This is a genomic window from Paenibacillus sp. 01T422, from assembly GCF_056398785.1.
This window is the reverse complement of the sequence record NZ_JBFTQB010000681.1, coordinates 1-3596: the sequence shown is the minus strand read 5'-3', so window position 1 is coordinate 3596 and position 3596 is coordinate 1. Positions and strand designations below refer to the sequence as shown.

Annotated in this window: 3 protein-coding genes; all 3 read right to left on the bottom strand. The window is 44.4% G+C overall.

Annotated elements, in window-relative coordinates:
• Positions 1-1505: extracellular solute-binding protein (locus AC1DUA_RS28815; RefSeq protein WP_477503023.1), on the bottom strand; the 1505-nt coding region annotated here is incomplete at its 3' end.
• Positions 1506-1600: 95 nt separating this feature from the next.
• Positions 1601-2473, bottom strand: coding sequence for a carbohydrate ABC transporter permease (locus AC1DUA_RS28810; protein WP_477503022.1), 873 nt, complete (start codon positions 2471-2473; stop codon positions 1601-1603).
• A gap of 12 nt (positions 2474-2485) precedes the next feature.
• Positions 2486-3460: an ABC transporter permease gene (locus AC1DUA_RS28805; RefSeq protein ID WP_477503021.1), complete on the bottom strand. Its 975-nt coding sequence runs from the start codon at positions 3458-3460 to the stop codon at positions 2486-2488.
• Between the last annotated feature and the right edge of the window lie 136 nt (positions 3461-3596).

Here is a 3596-nt window from a genome sequence, read left to right as displayed (position 1 = left end):
TTCATATCCTGATACACTTTCTTCTGTTCTTCCATGACCTCTTTACCGCCGGTTTTCATATATTCCACAACCATATCGTCGTACAGCTTATCGAAATCTGCCGGTTTTGCTGTCACCGTCTTCACAAAAATTTCAATGGCTTTATCACCCAAGGTTTGATTGTATTTAATTTGCGCTTCGATCGGTCTGTCAAAACGAGCGGGCAGTTGTCCATCTTGATCGCCAACCTTGATACTATTCATGGTGAAGTCTTTATACTTGGGATCAGCCGCGTTTGCTTTTAATGTTTTTTCCTGATCGCCCATATCTTTGCCGTTGATCAGCATGCTGTAATCCAAATAGTTGTACATCACTCGCTTGGCTTCATCCGTATCCATAATGACCGGAATGCCGTCATCGCCTTTTTTGAAGGTAACCCCTTCCGTACCGTTCTGCAAGTCGAAGATCACATTATAATCCGACATCCAGTTCAGATACTTAATGGCCTCAACGGCCCTTTTACTTGCCTTCGGTACCATAATATGAGCAGAAAGCGGATGGTAAATTTGCTTCACATGCTTGCCTTCGTAGTTCGTGAACGGGTCTACGGGCAGCAGCGTCGCACTTGGAACATTCTTCTGCAAGGTGGAATAATACGATTGATAGACAGGTTCGTTTGTATTCGTAATCGCAAATCCGATCAATCCGTTGACTAAATCAGCCTGAAATTTCTTACCATCTTTGTCCAAAGCGAAATCAGGGCTAATTAAGCCTTCGTTATACAGCTTGTTCAAATACTTATAACCTTCTTTATTGCCCGGTTTCATCAAATCCGGAAGAGAGTAATATTCTTCTTCCGTCATTTTCTTCCAGAACGTCCGAACCAGAGGGTCCAGGTTGTTGTTATACCGAATGCCATAAGGAATCACCTTGCCGCCTGTATTGCCTGGATCCTTCTCCTTAAAAGCTTTCAATACGGTATAGAACTCATCGGTCGTTTTAGGTGGCTGCATACCCAGCTTGTCAAGCCAGTCCTTTCGGATGATCGGCGTTGAACTGGCAATAATAATTCTTTTCGCCGGAATGGTGTATTGTTTTCCATCAAAATTACCATAGTTCAAGAGCTTATCTCCGAGATATTTCTTCAAATTCGGCCCGTGCTGGTTTATCAAATCGCCAAGCTCGGTCAGCCCCCCCTGCTTCACCCAATTCTGAACAGCGGGATCACTATAGGTAAAAATAATATCTGGCGCCTCGTTGGCCGACATCAGCACATTCAGCTTCGGCACTTCTTCTGTTCGCGGAACGGTTACAAACTGCAGCTTGATATGATTAGGATCGCCAAACTTTTCCTGCATGTATTTGACAAAGTAACTTTCCGTAAGCGGCGGAGCGCCTGGTGGCGTGTTACCACGGTCGAAAAGCTCTATTTTCAGTGTAACCGGATCTCCTTTAGCCCCACTTCCATTTGTACCCCCTGTGGCGCTAGAGCAAGCTGTAACCATACCTGCCAATAAAATAACCATGAGTGAACGGTTAACTGTCCGGATAAGCGATTTTTGATTGCGCAAATCATTCAACTCCCTTTTTCCTGTAGAATGGGACTCATTTAAAGCATCATTCAACCCTTCACTGCGCCAACCATAATCCCGGAAATAAAATATCGCTGAAGCCAAGGATATACGAGCAAAATTGGAATCGTGGCAAACATGATGCTTGCCGCTTTCAGACTCTCGGGAATTGGAGCCATAGCATTCATCCCCTCCGTCGCAGTCGCATCGCTCATTTGATTACTAATGACCAATTGGTACAATTTCAGCTGAATCGGGTATAAATCTTGGTTTGTAATATAAAAGAGTGCATCCATGAACCCGTTCCAGCGGCCAACCGCATAGAACAAGCTCAATGTTGCCAATACCGGCATTGAAAGCGGCAACACAATTCGGACTAACGTTCCGAAATGCGAGCTTCCGTCAATCCGTGCAGACTCTTCGAGCTCCTCAGGAATTGAGGCGAAGAAGGACTTCAGGATGATCAGGTAAAAAGCGTTGATCATGCCGGGCAGTACTAGTGCCCAGAGGGTGTTCGTCAAGTTTAACGATTTTACAAGCAAATATTCCGGAATTAATCCTCCACTGAAAAACATCGTGAACACGATAATAATCAAAAAGAAATCCCGGCCCTTCAGCCTTTTCTTCGTAAGCGGGTATGCTGCGCAAATCGTCATGATCATGCACACTACCGTGAATACTGATACTAGTAAAATTGTGAAAAATAACGAGCTTACCATCTTGGCATCCTTAAACACAGATTCGTATGCCATGGTGCTCCATTCTACCGGGAATACCGTCACCTTGTTGGATAAGATCGCCGCATTGGAACTTAACGAGACAGCGACCAAATGAAGGATAGGAACAAGGCAAATGATGGATGCCACGGTTACAAGCAGGATGATGAAGCTATCGATAATCTTGTCGCTTGCCCTGACTTTCATTAGAAGCCCCCCTTACCAAATGCCTTGGTCGGTCACTTTTTTGGAAATATAGTTCGATGACAACAGGAAGATCAGACCGACGACAGCCTGGAATAAACCAATAGCCGTAGCGATGGTAAACCGGGCAGATTGTACCCCGACCTTATAAACGAAGGTGCTTATAACATCGGACACATCGGTGACTAACGGATTCGCCAGAACGAAGGGACGCTCGAAACCGATGCTGGCCATATTCCCAATGTTGATGATGAGCAAAATCATAATGGTTGGCTTGATTCCAGGAAGCGTAATGTTCCAAATCTTACGCAAACGCCCTGCTCCGTCCACTTCCGCCGCCTCATATAACTCTTTATTGATTCCAGCTAAAGCCGCCAAATAAATGATTGTACCCCAACCGGCATTTTGCCACACACCCGATCCCACATAGGTGATAACCCAATAGATAGGCTCAGTTAGAAATGGAATCGCTTTCATTCCGGAAGACTTCAATAATATATTTACCAGCCCAGTATTCGTGGATAAAAGCTGATAAACCATCCCTCCGATGATGACCCATGAAATAAAGTGAGGCAGATATAATACGGTTTGTGCACCCTTCTTGAACCATTTGATCCGGATTTCGTTCAATAACACAGCCAAGACGATAGGTGCCGGGAAGGAAACCACCAAGTCGAGTAGATTGAGCAGCATCGTGTTTCGCAGCACCTTGTAGAAATCCTTCATTAGGAATATTTCACGGAAAGCATCCAGACCGACCCAAGGACTCTTCCATATTCCCTGGAACATATTAAAATCTTTAAAAGCGATCGTTACTCCATACATCGGGATATACTTGAAGATTAGAAAATACAACATCGGCAAAGACAGCAATGCGTACAATTGCCAATCCTGATTCATGAAAAGTCTCCTGCTTTTTTTCAAAACCGACGAGCGAATGGCATACTGAGAAGCTAGCGTTTTCTCCATGGCAGGTTCGTTACTAGGCATGTGATCCCTCCTTTTCGTCATTGTATTCCCACAATAATTCAAGTTGGGTCAACATTCAATTAACATGAATCGCCGCTTATCGAAATGTAAGAAAATGCTTCATACTACTACCTAACCTTTTCTCACACCCTAACAT